The sequence below is a fragment of the Aquimarina brevivitae genome (assembly GCF_004216895.1).
In the GTDB taxonomy this organism is placed as follows: domain Bacteria; phylum Bacteroidota; class Bacteroidia; order Flavobacteriales; family Flavobacteriaceae; genus Aquimarina; species Aquimarina brevivitae.
Genome location: NZ_SGXE01000001.1, coordinates 1,055,693 through 1,071,740 on the forward strand (window position 1 = coordinate 1,055,693; position 16,048 = coordinate 1,071,740).

Sequence of the window (16,048 nt, forward strand, 5' to 3'; positions counted from 1 at the left end):
ATCTTACCCAAGGGTGGTTTTTTTGGCATTTAATATTTTGTTTGCCTTCCAATTGGTAAGTGCCGTTACATATAAGACGATTGATATCGAACTTAGGGGCATTAATATTGCCGCTATAACAGGTTGCAACTGACCAGTGATCGCAAAATACAAGCCTATTAAATTATACACAAAGGACAAGAAAACACTGGATTTAATGATACTCAAGGCGGCTTTAGCCAAGCGTAAAAAGTTGGGAATTGAATTAATTTCACTAGCTTTTAAAATCGCATCACAAGCAGGAGAGAAGGCGTTAGTATCTTCCGAGACGACAATACCCACATCACTTTGTGCTAATGCGCCGGCATCATTAAGACCATCTCCAATCATCATTACCTTTTTATTTTGTTGCTGTAGTGTTTTGATAAACTCTAATTTTTGATCAGGTTTATGGTTGAAATAGAGCTTTATTGATTTCGGTAACATGGATTGTAACTGTTTTTTTTCTCCTGCATTATCACCAGATAAGATCGTCAAATCGTAATAATTATTTAGAGTGTTGAATAACTTTGGTATTCCTTTTCTATACGTATTGGTAAATTGAAAATATCCTTTGTAGCTGTCATTGGTCTGTATATGGATAGCAGTTTTTAATTGGTTTTTAACGTGCAAATTACCAGTATGTAAAGCCGAGCCAACTTTGATGAAATCTTTTTTGAACTTGGCTTCAATACCTTGTCCGATAATTTCGTCATATTGATCAGCAGTAAGTATATCGTGCTCCTCAAGAATATCATATAGCTTACGACTCAGCGGATGACTGGAGCCCCGTAGCGCATTTTTTAATAAGCGCTCTTCTTTAACGGATAACGGCACACCTTGATAAGCTATAGAAGTTTCTTTATTGGTGGTTATGGTTCCTGTTTTATCAAAAATAATCGAGTCTATTTTGGTTAGCTCTTCTATAACATCTGCATTTTTTACATAGAACTGATGTTTGCCAAAGATCCTTAGCATATTACCCAGAGCAAAGGGCCTGGCTAAAGCCAATGCACAGGGACATGCTATAATGAGCACCGCGGTAAATACGTTCATCGCTTTGGTCGGATTATAAAAAAGCCAAAATAGCGAAGCAAGTATCGCTATGGTTAGGATCGATATCGTAAAATATTTACTAATACCATCGATTATCGTAATATACGTTGGTTTTTTGGTAGCATTAAAAGCTTCTTTTCCCCATAATTTAGTCAAGTAACTTTGTTCAACGGATTTTAACACCTCAACCTCAATGGCACCATTTAATTGTTTGCCTCCGGCATATAATTTATCACCAGTAGTTTTAGTTACTGCGTCACTTTCGCCCGTTACGAAACTATAGTCGATAAGTGCATTTCCCTTTTTAAGGGTACAATCTACTGGGATCAAATCACCGTGTCTGATTAAGAGAATATCATTTTTTGCAACTTCGTATAATTGTATGTTTTCTTCTGTGTAGCGATCTTGATTCTTGTTTTTTTGTATTCGAGTGACCGCTATAGGAAAGTAAGATTTATAATCTCGTTCAAAAGAGAGGAAGGCATAGGTTTTTTGCTGAAAAAATTTACCCACCAGCAGAAAAAACACCAATCCGGTTAAACTATCAAAAAAACCTGTTCCCCAGTCAAAACTAATTTCTAAAGTACTTCTTACAAATAAAACGAAGATGCCCAATGCGATAGGGACATCAATGTTTAGTATATGGTTCTTGAGTCCTTTATAGGCAGATCTAAAGTAGTCACTAGCAGCATAGATCACAACAGGTAGCGAAAAGAAGAACATTAACCATCGGAATAGATGTTTATATTTTTCTAACCAAAATTCTGATAGTTCAAAATATTCTGGAAATGAGAGAAACATCACATTACCAAATGCAAAACCGGCAACCCCTAATTTGTAGAGCAAAGAGTAATCCTTTTTAGTGTTTTTAGTACTTGTATAATCTTCAAGACTTATGGTAGGCTCATATCCTATAGAATTTAGTAATGTAACTATTTCTTTTAAAGAAGTTTCCGTATTTTTATAAGTAATAGATAGTTTTTTTCTGGTAAAATCTACTTGAGATGATCGAATTCCGGATGAAAGTTTTTGTAAATTTTCTAAAATCCATATACAAGAGCTACAATGAATATGAGGGATGTATAACGTTACAATACTAATCTCATTTTCATTAAAATCTAGTAATTGGTTAGCGATACTTTCATTGTCCAAGTAGTTAAATTGATCCTCGGCAGGCCTAGGTTGCGCTCCAGGTGCTTGTTCAAGTTCATAATAACTATGCAAGTTGTTTGCGGTAAGCAGTTCAAAAACCGTTTTACAGCCTTGGCAACAAAATTGTTTGTCTGCACTACTTATAAGGGCAGTGCCTAAAGCATTACCGCAATGATAGCAATTATGAGTATCCATAAGGTATCTTTTTGCCACAAAAATGCTAAAGCTAGTGATAACCTAATATGATAATTGTCATAGATAAGTAGTACTATATAAAATAGATTTGTTAAAGTGTTAAAACAATAGACTATGAGGAAAGTTATTATTCCGACTGATTTTTCTGAGAATGCCTTAAATGCCATTAAATATGCGGTAGAACTCTTAAAATATGAAAGAGGAGAGTTTCATATTGTACACGCTTACGCCGAAAAAGTCTATGAGAATGAAGAAGTGGTATCCAGAGCCATATTGGATGAAGTTAGAAAAGTAGAACATGAGCAATCCAAAGAAAAACTAGGAAATATAAAGAGTGAACTGCAGCACATTTCACCAAATCCCAACCACAACTATTTTTATACTGCCACATTTGGAATTTTAGTAGATGTAGTTAATGATTTAGTAGAGGACATCAATGCAGATCTTGTAATTATGGGTACTCGGGGATTAACCAATGATCGACAAATTACTTTTGGTAGTAATACCATGCAGATTATGAAATATGTACGTTGCCCCGTTCTTTCCATACCTGAAGGACATAGCTATACCGCACCAAAATGGGTGGTATTCCCAACAGATTTTATGCTTCCTTACAAAAGGAGAGAACTGAAATTGCTCTATACTATGGTTGCCAGTTATCGTTCCTTGATAACGCTACTGTATTTTTCAGAAAATCAACAACTGTCTTTCAGGCAACAAGACAATAAAAAATTTATAGAAGAAGCGTTTAAAAATGTGGAGTTGGAGTATGTAACCCAACCATCTGATGATATTACGGCTGGTATTAATCACTATTTGCAGAATCAATCTGTGGACTTATTGGTTATGGTTAATTCGAGGCATTCGTATTTAGAAAATATTTTATTTCAATCCACAATCGATAAAATTGGTTTGCAGATTCAAAAACCATTTTTGGTGATGCAAAACTTAAATCGAGACTAAGCAATAACCGTAAAACAAACCCTAAGAACACAAATAAAGACCTGATGAAAAATATCTTATTACCCACTGATTTTTCTGATAACGCCCTAAATGCGATTCGCTACGCGGTACAGCTGTATCAAGGGCAGCAAGTAACCTTTTATCTACTAAATACATTTACACCGGCATCCTACCATATGTCTTATTTAATTGAAAATCCAATGCCATATGGAATGGAAGATGTTGCTTTAATGAATTCAAAACGACAACTGGAGGAAACCGAAGAAACCATAAAAAAGGAATTTGATTGTTCAACTTTCACGTTCATTCGACTCACTGCCTTTAACATTTTAGTTGATGAAATTAGACATGTGGTTGCTACTTATACTATTGATTTAATTATTATGGGTACTAAAGGAGCTACAGGAGCTAAGGAAATTTTTATTGGAACGCATACAATGTTTACCATTAAAAAAACAAATTGTCCTGTATTGGCGGTGCCCAACGATTATAAGTATGAAGATCCTAAAGATATTTTGTTTCCCACGGATTATGAATTCAGTGAAGAAAATACAGGATTGTCGTTGATCAGAGATATTTGTGCCTTACATAATAGTAAATTGAATATTTTAAATGCCTATTACGGTATTCCGCTAAATGAGCAACAAATTGCAGCCAAAAATTATCTTGACACCTATTTACAAGATACAGCGCACTTATTTCATTTAGCTGACGGTATGGATGTTTTAGAAGCGGTAGAGGATTTTCAAAAAAAGTATAAAATCAATTTACTAGTAATGATCCGCTATGAACATTCTTTTTTGGAAAACCTTTTCTTTAAACCAGTGATTAAAGATGTGGTTTTTCACACAAATATTCCGTTTTTAGTACTTCCTTCTATTGAAACAAAGTAAATCTAATCCTGTCAAAATGAATTGTATGATTTACCCTATCGATTGTGCTAGGCTCTTTTTAGTAAACACTGAGCAATATCATAGTTCAGGTTATATTTTAAAAATAGATTTACATTAAAATATTTTAGTTATAAGCTTTAAGAATATAATTATCAAAGTATAAGCCTTTACTTGTTATGAAAACCATATTAGTTCCAACAGATTTTTCTCACAATGCTTATCACGCATTACTTTATGCAACCCGCTTGTTTAAAAATCAAAAATGTCATTTTGTGCTACTTAATACTTTTTTGGTAAAAACTCCAATATTGACCAGCAGACTAAACACTGAAAAAGGAGAACAATTATACCAGCAATTAAGTTTGCAGTCCAAAGAACAACTTACGGAGGTATATCACAACATTATACGAGATACGGAAGGCTGTAGGCATACTTTTGAGATGGTTTCAATCTCTCAAGAATTAACAGAAACGATTCAAAAAACTGCAGCAACAAAAAATGTCGATTTAGTCATCATGGGAACAAAAGGTGCAACCGGTGCCAAGGAAATCTTTATGGGTAGTAATACAGTGAGTACCATAAAAAAATTAAAAAATACTCCAGTATTAGCTGTGCCCCTGGAATTTGAAACCAGAACGCCTTCAAAGATAGCTTTCGCTTCGGATTTTAAAAGACCTTATAAAGATAATGAGTTAGCTCCGCTGCATCATATAGCATCCTTATTTAAAGCAGCTATTGATGTGATTTATGTTAATGAAGATAAAGGTCTGGACGTAGATCAAAAAAATAATTTAAAAATCTTTAAACAAACTTTTCAGGAGTTTGATCTTACCATTCACGAAATCGAAAAGTCAAAATACATTTCAAAAGAAATTGATAGTTTTATTAAGCAAGATGATTTTGATCTTCTTGCGATGATCTATTACCAACACAGTCTTATGGAAAGTATAACCAAGGAACCTGTTATTAATAAGCTGGGATTTCGAACCAATATTCCGTTTTTGGTCATGCAACAGCTAAGATGATAAAAATCATATTTTTTGTGTAATGGTAGTAGTACTTTTAGTAGTAAGTAACCTCTTAATACTACGACGATGAGAAAAAAGCTATTACTTCCAACTGATTTTTCTGAAAATTCTTGGAACGCTATTGTGTATGCAATTACGATGTTTCAAAAAGTACAATGCGATTTTTACCTGCTCAATCTTTTTCAATCTACAGGATATAGTTTAGATAACTTTATGGTTCCTGAGCCTGGTGAAAAAAATTATGAAGCTTTACAAGAAAAATCCGGGAATGGTCTGGCCAGGACGCTAGAGCGAATTACTGAACTCGAGGATAATCCAAATCACGAGTTTTTTCTGATATCAGAATACAATAGTATGGTTGAAGGAATTAAAAATTGCGTAGCCAAAAAAGATATAGAATTGATCGTTATGGGTACTAAAGGCAATACTAATGCAGATCACGTGATATATGGATCTAATGCAGTGCAGGTTATGGATCAAGTTACCAATTGCCCTGTATTAGCAATACCTACTACAGCACGATTTAAACGCCCTAAGGAAATTGTTTTTCCTACAAATTACAAGACTCATTTTAAAAGAAGAGAATTACAGCATTTAGTTGAATTGGTAAAACTAAATAACTCTACATTAATACTGCTGTATATCGCAGAGGACGATACATTATCTAAGGAACAGCAAGAAAATCAAAAGCTACTACTAGAAAATTTAGACGAAGTTTCTTATAAATTGCAAAACTTACATCATCCAGATGTAAAATCTGGTCTTAACTGTTTCGTGGAAAGCAGGGATAGTGATTTGGTCACCTTTGTAAATCGTAAGCATGGTTTTTTTGAGCAAATTGTATCCAAACCATTGGTTAAAGACCTGGGGTATCGATCTAAAGTACCCGTACTTGCACTGCATGAGTTTCCGGAGTAATCATTAATTTTAGGTGGTATAATGCAACTTACAAACTTTTTTATGAAGAATCGATATCGTAAATTCTATAGTTATGATACTAAGACCTTAGAGGTAAAATAATGGAAAGTCAACAAGAGATCAAGGTTATAAAATCTAGTGGTAAGCGGGCTAAGTTTTCGTTGACCAAATTGCGATCTTCATTAAAGCGTTGTGGTGCAGATGATCATATGATCGATAAGATAGTGAATAGTGTTAGAGACGAACTATATCAAGGGATATCCACTAAAGAAATCTATAATCGGGCGTATGCAATGCTTAAAAAAGAAAAACACGTATATGCCTCTAAGTATAAACTTAAAAAAGCCATTTATGAATTAGGACCCACCGGTTTTCCTTTTGAAAAATTTGTATCCACCATTTTAAACTATTCTGGATACAAGGTCGTCTTAGATCAGCAGGTGGAAGGAAAATGCGTTACTCACGAAATTGATGTAGTAGCGACTAAAAATGAAAAACAAATCCTTGTAGAATGTAAATTTCATAGTGAAGAAGGTAGAAATTGTGATGTAAAAATACCCTTATATATTCACTCTAGATTTCAGGACATTCTCTTACAATCTACAGCTGAAGAAACAAAGCCCCAAGAGTGTTGGGTAGTCACCAATACGCGTTTTACCAAAGATGCATTGCAATACGGTAGCTGTGTTGGACTTTATTTATTGAGTTGGGATTATCCCATAAACGACGGTTTAAAGGATAGAATTGACAGGCTTGGTTTATATCCTATTACTGTATTGTCTCTACTTAGTAATCGAGAAAAACAATTTTTGTTAAGTAGAAATGTAGTGCCTTGCCGACAACTTATTGGAGATCAGTTTTATTTAGATCATTTAGGTGTATCCCAGGAAAGACAAGAAAAAATTATGACAGAAATAAATTTGTTAGCTAATCTTTAAGAAGTTGATATGCCATATATAAAGATTCATTTTTTGGGAGGTGCAGAAACCGTTACAGGTTCTAAATATTTGTTAGAAACGTCTGAAAAAAATATCATGATCGACTGTGGGGTCTTTCAAGGGTTAAAAAAACTTAGAGTTTCCAATTGGGAACCTTTGCCTGTAGATGTGACTAAAATTGATGTAGTATTACTTACACATGGTCATTTGGATCACGTAGGCTATCTGCCAAGACTGGTTAAAGAAGGATTTACCGGCAAGATAATTGGTACTTCTCCAACCTTAGCCATAGCTAAAATAATTCTGTTGGACAGCGCTAAGATACACGAGGAAGAAGCGGACAAAGCCAATAAAGAAGGCTATGCTAAGCATAGTCCAGCACTTCCTTTTTACACCATAGAAGAGGTAAAGGAAATGTTACATCTTTTTGAGCCTCAACCCAAAGAGGAGTGGATTGAGTTGTCAGCAAATTGTAAACATAGGTTCCGATATAATGGCCATATCATTGGAGCCACTTTTATTGAGCTTAAGGTATTTGATAAAGACTTCGTTTTTTCTGGAGATATTGGTAGAAAGGATGATGTTTTATTGATGGATCCGGATCGGCCACAATGGGCTGATTACTTATTTCTAGAAAGTACGTATGGCAATAAACTACATCCAGCTTTTGATGTTGAACAACAGTTAATTGCACTTATTCAGCAAGCCATAGTTTCTAAAGGAACAGTAATCATTCCTTCTTTTGCAGTAGAACGAATACAAACCTTAATGATCATTTTATGGAAGCTTTATCAAAGGAATAAAATTCCTAATATCCCAGTATTTATTGATAGCCCTATGGGTAATAATGTCCTTTCAGTTTTTGAAGAGTATGCGGACTGGCATAAGCTATCTATGCAAGACTATTTTGCTGCAAAACATCATATGAACATTGTTACTTCTTATAAAGAAACCTGGGAGGTGATTGATAATCCAAAGCCTAAAATAATCATAGCGGGTAGCGGTATGGTAACAGGGGGTAGAGTATTAACTTATTTGCAGCAAATGATTGATAAGCCAGAAACGATAATAGTTTTGGTTGGCTACCAGGCAGAAGGCACTAGAGGTAGAGCATTATTAGAAGGAGCTCACGAGCTAAAATTCTTTGGTAAATACTACCCGGTAAAGGCGGAGGTTCATATGATCGAAAGCTTATCCGCACACGCCGATCAACAAGAAATTCTGGATTGGATTAGCGAAGTTAAAAATATACCTGAGGAAGTTTTTTTAATTCACGGGGAGCCAGCAGCAGCAGATGCCCTAAGGGTTAAAATACAAGATACCCTAGGTTGGTTCGTTAGCATCCCAAAACACGGTGCAACTAAAAATATTATAGTATAGTTCAATCGATAGCTGATACAAGATGAAGTTAATGTATTCTATTAAATTACAACGAGATAACTGATAATTGTCATAGTATTTTGATATAAAAATCGTAAATTTAAGTATACCTATTAACCAAAAAACCAACTCATTATGACAACACAAAGTATCCAAACCGAAAAAGAACTGAAAGATATCCATTTTAAGATGTTAGAGTGGAAGTCTATTTTAGGATTTATTGAAGGCGAAATGACCTTTATTAATCAACTATTGCACTCCTATGTTTTCGAGCCAACTACCCCTAATTTATTTGAAAAACTCCAAGAATTTAGGATTCAAATGATTGAGGTAAACAAGGATCTACAACAACTCAAGGAAAGTATACAAGAACAAGAGAATAAGCTAGGTGGAATGCTTGAGTGCGACACGGTTTCTTGTGATACGGTGTATTTTGAGAAGTACAAGGAAATAAAGGCGTCTATGAAATCCTTTAATAAACATTTTGCAGCCTTTAAGGCAGATGTTTTTCAATATGCCGGAAATATCTTAAAAAAAAATAAAAAATAAGAACACTATACTTTAGGTAAAAGTTACGGATGACCATAACGCAATTATGTAAACTTAAAAAAGCGCTAGTATTACTAAAAATTCACAGATATGGCTCTTATTAAATTAAATAAACAAAAACACCCCTGGATAAAGGACCATATTTGTAGTTGGGGTGATTCCGATAACTTTTATTTTCACGATTTCTTACGTAGAGAAACTTATATGCCTAACGTAAAAAATAAAGTAGATAAAATCCCTGCTGAAATTAAAAAATCACGATTACCGTACAACGCAGGTTACAAAAATACCAGTAGAAAAATAAAGGTGGTTTAACTAAGTCTTAAAAGGACAGTGGGCAACTAAGCCTAATTCTCTTTTTGGGGCATTCAAATCAAATTAATTATGAGGCTTAAAACATATAATAATGCAGATACAGGCTGGACAGCACCAAAAGAATTACACAATCAAGCCATTGTATGGCTTTCAGATTTAAAGTTCTATAAAGAAGAACAACATTTTTTAGAAAACCTAATCGAACAACACACTTTTCAATTGATTAAAGGGGCTCTGTTTGATAAGAGCAAAGAAGTCATTTCTGAGCTCAACAGACTAAAGAAGGAAATAGAACCTTTAATAAAAAGAGTAATAAATCACACTAACAATCTTACCCTGGTTATTGACAGTAAAGAGGAATCCGATGAGGTGATTTTGTATAGAGTACATCAAAAAGAATTGTTCGATACTTTTAGAAATTACAGTATTCAATTTATGGAGGTTAAAAAGGCAATTTTTGCGGTAATTTCTAGCGTAATGAAACAGGATAAACAACAAAGACTACTTAATTAGTCACTATACATGCGGATAAAAAAAATTATAGTAGCTGTTATTTTGTTGGGTATTGGTTTCGGACTGCTTTACGTTTTTTTTCTTAAAGGAAATCAGGAGGTGCCCTATACCATCACAGTAGAGCAACCAAAGTTTGAAGTATTGATTGCTTCTCAAGGAAGTGAGTTTAAAGAAGCCCTGGTTCAAAGTGTGTTAAAGCATTATGAAAGCAAACCCATCAATTTCAAAGTTATTGACGCGTATACCCTTTTTACCGTAAACATTGATAAATGGGATGCAGTTGTCGTTATCAATTCCTGGGAGTATAGTACTCCACCATTTAACATTAAGAAATTTATAAAAGAACAGCCAAATAATAGAGATAAGTTGATTATTCTGTCTACAGTGGGTAGCTATAATATGGCTTTAGAAGAAGTAGATACAATATCAGGGGAATCTATCATTGAAAAAGTTCCAGAGTATTCGGCTATTTTGGTTGATCGCTTGGATGCTATATTAACTCGAAATAAAAAATAAAGACATGAATACTATATATAAGTTGATGGTATTGACCTTGGTAATTAGTAGTTGTTCCTCCAGTGAACTAGTTGAGAATTGGAAGAACCCCGATATTGATACCTTTGAGGCAAATAAGGTTTTGGTTATCGGTATTACGCCACAAGAAGATGCACGTAAGTCTTTTGAAAAAAAATTAGTTTCAGCGCTTCAAAGAAACGATGTCAATGCAGTAGAGAGTTTAGACTATTTTAATAATAATTTCACCTCTCAACCCAGAACAGAAGAAGAAATCTATAGTTTAGAAAGAGAATTACTAGCCAATGGATTTGATGCGATTTTGATTTCAAAAGTAATTGGAACTGAAGAAAAGGTATCCCTGGTACAGGCCTATCGTAATTTGGATAGAACCTTTAATAGTTTTAGAGATGATTATTATGAAAATCAAAGTATTTATCAAAACGATAAGGACAATTATGAAGAGTATAAAATTCATCACGCCCAATCTTCTTTGTATTGTATCTGTCCGGATAAGGAGCGAGAAATTTTGTGGAAAGGGGCTATCGATGTCACTGAACCAGATAATGTACGGTCAGCGATAAACGATTATGTTAAATTATTAATATGGGCGTTGAGCGAACAACAATTATTAATTATCAATAAACAATCTAATGAAAGTTTTGATCTTTAGTGCCAAAGACTTTGAAATACCATTTTTAGAAAAAGCCAACACCAATAAATATGCGATTACATTTTTACCTGATAGGTTGACTTCTAGTACAGCAGATAAAGCAATCGGTTATGATATAATTTCTATATTTTCTGCAGATGAGGCTTCGGCTCCCATTTTGGAGAAACTAAGTGATTTTGGTGTAAAGTTGATCACGCTGCGATCTAAGGGATATGATAATGTAAATTTAAAAAAGGCAGCCCAATTAGGAATACAAGTTACCAACGTCCCGGACTACTCTGCAAATTCGGTTGCTGAGCACGCCATAGCTTTGATGCTAGGTGTAAACCGAAAGTTAAAACTGGCGTGTAATCAATTAAATACCAATAATTTCAGTCTTGCTAATTTAGTGGGTTTTGATGTAGTTAATAAGAAATGTGGAGTGATAGGTACGGGTAAAATAGGCAAGATCATTGCTCAAATTTTAGAAGGTTTTGGAGCCGAGTTATTTGGTTATGATTTATACCCAGACTATGACTGGGCAGAACAAGTAGCAATTACCTATACTAATGTAAGCTACATCTACAAGCACTGTGATCTTATATTTTTAGCAACACCACTAACTACGGCCACTCATTACATGATCAATGCGGATACACTTCAACAATTTAAGAAGGATGCAGTTTTAATAAATATTGCACGTGGAGCAGTGGTTAGAACCGAAGCAATACTCAAGGCATTAGAAAAGGGTAAATTGGGTGCCTATGCTACTGATGTTTATGAGCACGAAAGCGGTGTGTTTTTTTATGATCTAAGCGGTCAAAAAATCGATGATCCTTTATTGGATACATTACTTACGCATCCTAAAGTTTTGCTTACACCACATCAGGCATTTGCGACTAAAGAAGCTTTACAGGAGATTGCTGAGGTGACCTTTAAAACAATAGATTGTTGGGAGAAAGGACTACCACTTTGGAATCAACTTACCAAGCAAAAAGAGTTAGAAAGTTAGTGCTTATAAGTTGATGACCTGGATACTGTTTCGGTGCAGTTCAATTTTATTTTGCTGTTCTAATTTTTTAAGTAATCGTGATATGACCACTCTAGAGGTATGTAAGTCATAAGCTATTTGTTGATGGGTGCTTTGTATTAGGGGTGTATTTCCTATTTTCACTTTATCTTTGAGGTATTTTAATAGCCGCTCATCCATATTCATGAAGGCTATACTGTCAATGGTCTCTAGGGCTTCCATTAATCGCTTGTGATAGCTTTCAAAAACAAAATTGCGCCACGATTTATATTTTGCGGTCCATTCTTCCATTTTAGCGATAGGTACCATAACTAATGTTGTTTTCATTTCGGCTACAGCTTTAATTTCGCTTTTATTTTGTCCTAAACAACAGGTAAGAGTCATTGCGCAGGTGTCTCCACTTTCCAGAAAATAGAGGAGGAGCTCATCACCATCGTTATCTTCTCTAAGGATTTTTATAGCGCCACTGAGTATTAGCGGCATGGATTTAATGTAATTACCAGGTTTTATAAGTTCAAAACCTTCTGTAACTTCCTTAAATGTGCCCACTCGATTTATTTCTAACAAAAGGTCTTCTTCAAATAAATTACTGTATTTTTCCCTGAGAAGTTGAATCATTCTTTTGTTCTTTTAATAGTTTAGCGATTTGTTTCTTTGCCTCTTGGTATCCTATCTCATAAACTTTTTCAGTGTTGGTATTGCTAAATAAACCATAATTGATGAGTTCTTTAGGATGAATTATGATGTCGCATTCATTGAATCGTGTCATTGAATTTGGCATGGCTCTTAAATAGTATGCACGTTGCATTACATTAAAGGAATGTTTAAAGTCAGTGATTTTTGGTTTCTTGATTGGAGAGACATCAACACCTACAATAAATTCACTTTTTTGCTTAATGGGTTGCACCGGAAAATTATCTAAAATTCCACCATCAGCGTACAAATGATTATTGATCATAATAGGAGAAAAAACGCCAGGAAATGCAGCAGATGCTATAATAGGCCGTATGAGTTCACCTCGGCTAAATACTTTTACCACTCCTTCTACAAGATCCGTGGCGGTGACAAATAATTTTTTTTCTAAAGCAGCAAACGAGTCTTCGGGGAAATAGGTAGCCAAATCGTCGTAGTATTTTTCGGAGTCAAAAAATCCTGCTTTGCTTCGGGTAAACCGGTTTAGCCGGAATAATGAGGTTTTTTTGAAAAAGGTTTTAATGTCTTCAGGTGAATATCCTGCAGCATACAAGGAGCCTACCAATGCACCAGCACTGGTGCCAGATATAAAGTGAGGTTTAATATTGTGTTCTTCTAAGGCTTTGATTGCACCAATATGTGCCACGCCTTTATAACCACCACCAGATAATACCAGACCAATTTTTGTAGATGCTACCATTACATTTTTGTTTTATAATATAGGACTAAAAATCTTAGCAACCGCTTCTTTAAATTTATGACTCCAAGGCCTCTTTACAAAAGTACGATAGTTCAATACTATCGCAGCATGCGATTCCTTCAAAAAATCTGCTTTTAATTCTACACACAGATTATGGTCATAAACTACCACGTTGACCTCGTAATTTTGCTCAAAACTTCGTAGATCCAGATTAGCAGTTCCAATGGAGCATACACGATCATCAACTGCTATGGTTTTACTATGCAAAAAACCATCGTTAATCAGATAAATTTTTACTCCCGCTTTTAAAAGTCGCTCAAAATAAGAACGAACACACCAACGCACTAACTTACTGTCGGAATTATTAGACAATAAAATTCTTATATCCACCCCACTAAGTGCTGCGACTTCTAGCGCGTGCAAAATACTCTCATTAGGTATGATATAGGGATTGGTAATATATACATACTCTTGAGCATCTGTGATCATGGCAAAAAATAGTTGCATCGCTGATAAATAGTCAGAATCCGGACCGCTGTAAACTACTTGGGCTTTGTGATCCCCTTTTGAAGCCACCTTACTGGGTAAGGTTTGTAAATCAATATCCTTGCCTGAAGCATAAAACCAATCGCTTCCAAAAACGAGTTGTAGCTGCTGTACAACGGGTCCTTCTAATTTAAGGTGCATATCTTTCCAATTCCCTAACTCTGGATCACCTTTGACATATTTGTCAGAAACATTTATACCCCCAGTAAAAGCTATCGTATTGTCAATAACAATAATTTTTCTGTGATTTCGATAATTAATGGAAGATAAAAACTTACCAAAGCGAATGGGTAAGAATCGCTCAATTTCAACACCGATTTCTTCTAGCTTATTAATGTATTTCTTGCCTAGTGAAAAACTTCCGATACCATCATATAGAACTCTTATAGTAACACCTTCTTTAATTTTAGTTTCAAATAAAGCAAAAAGTTCATCCGAGAGTTGACCTTCTTCAAAAATATAATATTCAAGGTGTATAAAACGCTTTGCCGTAGCGATTGCTTTAAAAATTTCTTTGAATGTTACTTCTCCATTTTTAAGAATTTGAATTCGATTGCCCGTAACAGGATAAAAGTCTGAATTACGAATAATTAATTCGGCCAGTCTTGTTGTTTCCTTAGGGTCCTTTATAATAAAAGCCTCGTAGGATTCTTTGATCTTAACACTATAACTTCTAAAGAGTGCACTTTTTTCAAAATCAAAAAACTTATTTTTCCTTCGATTTCTGCCTAAGATCAAATAGAGAAGGATTCCTCCTACAGGTATCGTAAATATGGCCAATAACCAAGCTAATGTCTTTGTAGGGCGAACACCATCTAATAACAATTTAAATATGATCAATATACTAAATAGCACATATAAGCTGATGATTATATAAATGACCATTGGTTCGTTATGTTATTGTGGCATAAGTAAAAGCGGCACCGTAGTTTTATAACTGATAGTTGCCAATTCCGAACCCTTTAAGAACCGTTCAAGAAAAGGAGTTGGTTTAGCAAAAGTAGCTGTTAAGTCTACGTTTTTTATCTGCACAAAACTGTTGATAGCTATTGCAGTAGGTATATTGGTCAGCGTATGAAATGCTACTTCATATCCTTCTAAAATGCTATCCAATTTATTTTTTTGATTTTGTACCGGTAAGGAAATACTATCTTCCTCTTTAATGTTTAGGATGTTGATTTTGGGGTTGTTCTTTTTTAAAATGCCTAAAAAAGCAGTAAGTTTTTCTTTAGAGAGTCTTACCTGATCATCCATCACAAATGCTATGCTATTGATGTTTTGGTATTTATAATTTTCAGGTATCACTAACACAGGACAGTCAATATTTCTTAATACTTGTAAGGTATTGCTTCCAAAGATTTTTTCTTTGGCGTTGGTAGCCCCATCAGTGCCCATAATGATCAGGTCAATTTCTTTGGCAGTAATAACCTGCTGAACTGATGCCGTAAAGGAATCATAATCAACTATCAATTCAAAAGAAAAATTATCCGTATTAAAAATACCTTTTAATTTTTGTGCTAATTTTTCTAGTTCTTCTTGAGGTTTATTGACTATTCCATCGTGAACGGAGGTACCTACTTTTGCAGTCATTAAATCGTCAGTGATATATTCTGATGCTTTTTGAACGTGAAGGAGGTAAAAGGTACACAGTTCATTATCATATAGTTTAAGTGCATAATGAATTGCGTTTATAGAGTTTTTAGAAAAATCGGTAGGCAATAAGATGTTTTTCATTGATGTCATTTTAGGCAAATAAAAGTAAAAAGTACAATATTTTATTGCTATGACAAAAATCAGTTTAGTGGTAGAAGCAAAAAAGCTTCTCGATATGAGAAGCTTTTTTTGAAGTGCGGGCGGAGAGACTCGAACTCTCACACCTCGCGGCACTAGATCCTAAGTCTAGCGTGTCTACCAATTCCACCACGCCCGCATTTTTAATTTTGTACCACTTAGGACTCAGTACAAAAAGCACTTACTTTTATCAGTAAGCGGGTGC

The 16,048-nt window shown here is 34.6% G+C and carries 17 protein-coding genes and 1 tRNA gene; 12 read left to right on the forward strand and 6 right to left on the reverse strand.

The genetic code is table 11. From position 1 onward, the window contains the following. Positions 1-3: 3 nt before the first annotated feature. On the reverse strand, positions 4-2,421 hold the full coding sequence (locus tag EV197_RS04395) for a heavy metal translocating P-type ATPase (protein ID WP_130285516.1): 2,418 nt from the start codon (positions 2,419-2,421) through the stop codon (positions 4-6). A gap of 114 nt (positions 2,422-2,535) precedes the next feature. Between EV197_RS04395 and EV197_RS04400 the strand changes: the two genes are divergently transcribed. From EV197_RS04400 to EV197_RS04455, 12 genes are all read left to right on the forward strand, one after another. Next, positions 2,536-3,384, forward strand: coding sequence for a universal stress protein (locus EV197_RS04400; RefSeq protein WP_130285517.1), 849 nt, complete (start codon positions 2,536-2,538; stop codon positions 3,382-3,384). Positions 3,385-3,428: 44 nt separating this feature from the next. Continuing rightward, positions 3,429-4,277 carry a universal stress protein gene (locus tag EV197_RS04405; RefSeq protein WP_130285518.1) on the forward strand — a complete coding sequence of 283 codons (849 nt, stop codon included), beginning with the start codon at positions 3,429-3,431 and terminating at the stop codon, positions 4,275-4,277. A 176-nt stretch (positions 4,278-4,453) separates the two neighbouring features. Then, positions 4,454-5,302: a universal stress protein gene (locus EV197_RS04410; protein ID WP_130285519.1), complete on the forward strand. Its 849-nt coding sequence runs from the start codon at positions 4,454-4,456 to the stop codon at positions 5,300-5,302. 69 nt (positions 5,303-5,371) lie between these two features. Further along, on the forward strand, positions 5,372-6,223 hold the full coding sequence (locus tag EV197_RS04415) for a universal stress protein (RefSeq protein WP_130285520.1): 852 nt from the start codon (positions 5,372-5,374) through the stop codon (positions 6,221-6,223). A 101-nt stretch (positions 6,224-6,324) separates the two neighbouring features. Then, positions 6,325-7,161, forward strand: a complete 837-nt coding sequence (locus EV197_RS04420; RefSeq protein WP_130285521.1) for an ATP cone domain-containing protein — start codon at positions 6,325-6,327, stop codon at positions 7,159-7,161. A 9-nt stretch (positions 7,162-7,170) separates the two neighbouring features. Further along, a complete protein-coding gene (locus tag EV197_RS04425; RefSeq protein ID WP_130285522.1) occupies positions 7,171-8,541 on the forward strand; it encodes an MBL fold metallo-hydrolase RNA specificity domain-containing protein in 1,371 nt (456 codons plus the stop codon). Positions 8,542-8,676: 135 nt separating this feature from the next. Beyond that, the gene (locus EV197_RS04430) at positions 8,677-9,090 is read left to right on the forward strand and encodes a hypothetical protein (RefSeq protein ID WP_130285523.1); all 414 of its coding nucleotides are present in this window, start codon (positions 8,677-8,679) and stop codon (positions 9,088-9,090) included. Positions 9,091-9,180: 90 nt separating this feature from the next. Beyond that, a complete protein-coding gene (locus tag EV197_RS04435; RefSeq protein ID WP_130285524.1) occupies positions 9,181-9,405 on the forward strand; it encodes a hypothetical protein in 225 nt (74 codons plus the stop codon). A gap of 69 nt (positions 9,406-9,474) precedes the next feature. Then, entirely contained in the window at positions 9,475-9,918 is a 444-nt protein-coding gene (locus tag EV197_RS04440) for a hypothetical protein (RefSeq protein WP_130285525.1), read from the forward strand. A gap of 9 nt (positions 9,919-9,927) precedes the next feature. Next, complete coding sequence (locus EV197_RS04445; RefSeq protein ID WP_130285526.1) at positions 9,928-10,434, forward strand: hypothetical protein; 507 nt, start codon at positions 9,928-9,930, stop codon at positions 10,432-10,434. A 4-nt stretch (positions 10,435-10,438) separates the two neighbouring features. After that, positions 10,439-11,104, forward strand: a complete 666-nt coding sequence (locus EV197_RS04450) for a hypothetical protein (RefSeq protein ID WP_130285527.1) — start codon at positions 10,439-10,441, stop codon at positions 11,102-11,104. Continuing rightward, a complete protein-coding gene (locus EV197_RS04455) occupies positions 11,085-12,095 on the forward strand; it encodes a 2-hydroxyacid dehydrogenase (protein WP_130285528.1) in 1,011 nt (336 codons plus the stop codon). Before EV197_RS04450 ends, EV197_RS04455 begins: the two co-directional genes overlap by 20 nt. A 3-nt stretch (positions 12,096-12,098) precedes the next feature. Here the strand turns inward: EV197_RS04455 and EV197_RS04460 are convergent, their stop codons facing one another. The 5 genes from EV197_RS04460 to EV197_RS04480 form a co-directional block, all read right to left on the reverse strand. Next, positions 12,099-12,731 carry a Crp/Fnr family transcriptional regulator gene (locus EV197_RS04460; protein ID WP_130285529.1) on the reverse strand — a complete coding sequence of 211 codons (633 nt, stop codon included), beginning with the start codon at positions 12,729-12,731 and terminating at the stop codon, positions 12,099-12,101. After that, entirely contained in the window at positions 12,700-13,506 is an 807-nt protein-coding gene (locus tag EV197_RS04465; protein ID WP_130285530.1) for a patatin-like phospholipase family protein, read from the reverse strand. Before EV197_RS04465 ends, EV197_RS04460 begins: the two co-directional genes overlap by 32 nt. Before the next feature lie 12 nt (positions 13,507-13,518). After that, positions 13,519-14,937, reverse strand: a complete 1,419-nt coding sequence (gene cls / locus EV197_RS04470) for a cardiolipin synthase (RefSeq protein WP_130285531.1) — start codon at positions 14,935-14,937, stop codon at positions 13,519-13,521. 12 nt (positions 14,938-14,949) lie between these two features. After that, positions 14,950-15,786 (reverse strand): universal stress protein, encoded by an 837-nt coding sequence (locus EV197_RS04475; RefSeq protein WP_165388999.1) that lies wholly within the window; start codon positions 15,784-15,786, stop codon positions 14,950-14,952. A gap of 114 nt (positions 15,787-15,900) precedes the next feature. Then, positions 15,901-15,982, reverse strand: a tRNA-Leu gene (locus tag EV197_RS04480). Positions 15,983-16,048: the final 66 nt, after the last annotated feature.

What these genes read in the sequence shown, in the direction of transcription:
- EV197_RS04445 (WP_130285526.1), top strand. Translation starts at nt 9,928, where the DNA reads ATGCGGATAAAAAAAATTATAGTAGCTGTTATTTTGTTGGGTATTGGT.
- cls (WP_130285531.1), bottom strand. Translation starts at nt 14,937, where the DNA reads ATGGTCATTTATATAATCATCAGCTTATATGTGCTATTTAGTATATTG.
- EV197_RS04425 (WP_130285522.1), top strand. Translation starts at nt 7,171, where the DNA reads ATGCCATATATAAAGATTCATTTTTTGGGAGGTGCAGAAACCGTTACA.
- EV197_RS04430 (WP_130285523.1), top strand. Translation starts at nt 8,677, where the DNA reads ATGACAACACAAAGTATCCAAACCGAAAAAGAACTGAAAGATATCCAT.
- EV197_RS04440 (WP_130285525.1), top strand. Translation starts at nt 9,475, where the DNA reads ATGAGGCTTAAAACATATAATAATGCAGATACAGGCTGGACAGCACCA.
- EV197_RS04455 (WP_130285528.1), top strand. Translation starts at nt 11,085, where the DNA reads ATGAAAGTTTTGATCTTTAGTGCCAAAGACTTTGAAATACCATTTTTA.
- EV197_RS04465 (WP_130285530.1), bottom strand. Translation starts at nt 13,506, where the DNA reads ATGGTAGCATCTACAAAAATTGGTCTGGTATTATCTGGTGGTGGTTAT.
- EV197_RS04395 (WP_130285516.1), bottom strand. Translation starts at nt 2,421, where the DNA reads ATGGATACTCATAATTGCTATCATTGCGGTAATGCTTTAGGCACTGCC.
- EV197_RS04475 (WP_165388999.1), bottom strand. Translation starts at nt 15,786, where the DNA reads ATGAAAAACATCTTATTGCCTACCGATTTTTCTAAAAACTCTATAAAC.
- EV197_RS04415 (WP_130285520.1), top strand. Translation starts at nt 5,372, where the DNA reads ATGAGAAAAAAGCTATTACTTCCAACTGATTTTTCTGAAAATTCTTGG.
- EV197_RS04450 (WP_130285527.1), top strand. Translation starts at nt 10,439, where the DNA reads ATGAATACTATATATAAGTTGATGGTATTGACCTTGGTAATTAGTAGT.
- EV197_RS04400 (WP_130285517.1), top strand. Translation starts at nt 2,536, where the DNA reads ATGAGGAAAGTTATTATTCCGACTGATTTTTCTGAGAATGCCTTAAAT.
- EV197_RS04405 (WP_130285518.1), top strand. Translation starts at nt 3,429, where the DNA reads ATGAAAAATATCTTATTACCCACTGATTTTTCTGATAACGCCCTAAAT.
- EV197_RS04460 (WP_130285529.1), bottom strand. Translation starts at nt 12,731, where the DNA reads ATGATTCAACTTCTCAGGGAAAAATACAGTAATTTATTTGAAGAAGAC.
- EV197_RS04420 (WP_130285521.1), top strand. Translation starts at nt 6,325, where the DNA reads ATGGAAAGTCAACAAGAGATCAAGGTTATAAAATCTAGTGGTAAGCGG.
- EV197_RS04435 (WP_130285524.1), top strand. Translation starts at nt 9,181, where the DNA reads ATGGCTCTTATTAAATTAAATAAACAAAAACACCCCTGGATAAAGGAC.
- EV197_RS04410 (WP_130285519.1), top strand. Translation starts at nt 4,454, where the DNA reads ATGAAAACCATATTAGTTCCAACAGATTTTTCTCACAATGCTTATCAC.